Below are 1017 nucleotides of genomic sequence, written 5' to 3'. Positions count from 1 at the left end.
GTGCGTTGCCGGTCGCGGTCGCCCAGGCCGCCGGTGTCACCGTCGGCTACCTTCCCGGGCTGGCGATGCGCCGGATCGCGGACCTGCACCCCGGCGAAGCGAAAACCGACGCCCGGGACGCGTTCATCATCGCCGAAGCGGCCCGGACCATGCCGCACACACTGCGATCCATCCAGATCGCCGACGAACAGCTCGCGGAACTGACCATGCTCTGCGGCTTCGACGACGACCTGGCCAAACAGGCCACCGCGACATCGAACCGGATCCGGGGCCTGCTGACCCAGATCCACCCGGCACTGGAGCGTGTCCTTGGCCCGCGCCTGGACCACCCTGCCGTGTTGGATCTGCTGCGGACCTGGCCGACCCCCGAAGCCCTCCGCCATGCCGGCCGGCGCAGGATCGGGAACCGGCTCAAGAAGCTCGCACCCCGAATGGGCGAACGCCTTGCCGGTGAGATCATCGACGCCCTGGACCAGCAAACGGTGACAGTGGTCGGAACGAACGCGGCCACGATCGTGCTACCCCAGCTGGCCCGGATGCTCGCGGACATCCGTGAATCGCGGGACACGGTCTTCACCCAGGTTGAAGCCCTCGTGGAGGCCCACCCTCTTCACCCGGTCCTGACGTCGCTCCCGGCGGTCGGCGTCAGGACCGCAGCACGGATCCTCACCGAGATCGTCGGCAAAGACTTCGCCTCCGCAGGACACCTGGCTTCCTACGCAGGCCTTGCCCCCGTGACCTGGCGATCCGGGACATCCATCCGCGGAGACCACCCATCCCGGAAAGGAAACAAGATCCTCAAAAGAGCCTTGTTCCTCTCCGCGTTCGCCGCCTTGAAAGACCCGCTATCGAGGGCCTACTACGACCGGAAACGAGCCGAAGGCAAACGCCACAATCAGGCCCTCATCGCTCTCGCCCGCCGCCGCTGCGACACCCTCTACGCCATGCTCAGGGACGGCACCTTCTACGAACCCCGGCTACCCTCAGCCGCTTGACGAAAACCATAGAGGCACCCCC

At 66.8% G+C, this 1017-nt stretch carries 1 protein-coding gene; it reads left to right on the top strand.

Annotated elements, in window-relative coordinates:
• Nucleotides 1–995 (top strand): IS110 family transposase (locus ABFP37_RS22475; RefSeq protein ID WP_347035029.1); only part of this gene is annotated, 995 nt, incomplete at its 5' end.
• Between the last annotated feature and the right edge of the window lie 22 nt (nucleotides 996–1017).

The organism is Burkholderia sp. RS01, assembly GCF_039748055.1.
Classification (GTDB): domain Bacteria; phylum Actinomycetota; class Actinomycetes; order Actinomycetales; family Micrococcaceae; genus Arthrobacter.
Note: the sequence above shows the minus strand (reverse complement) of the source record. Positions and strands in the feature narration are given on the sequence as shown.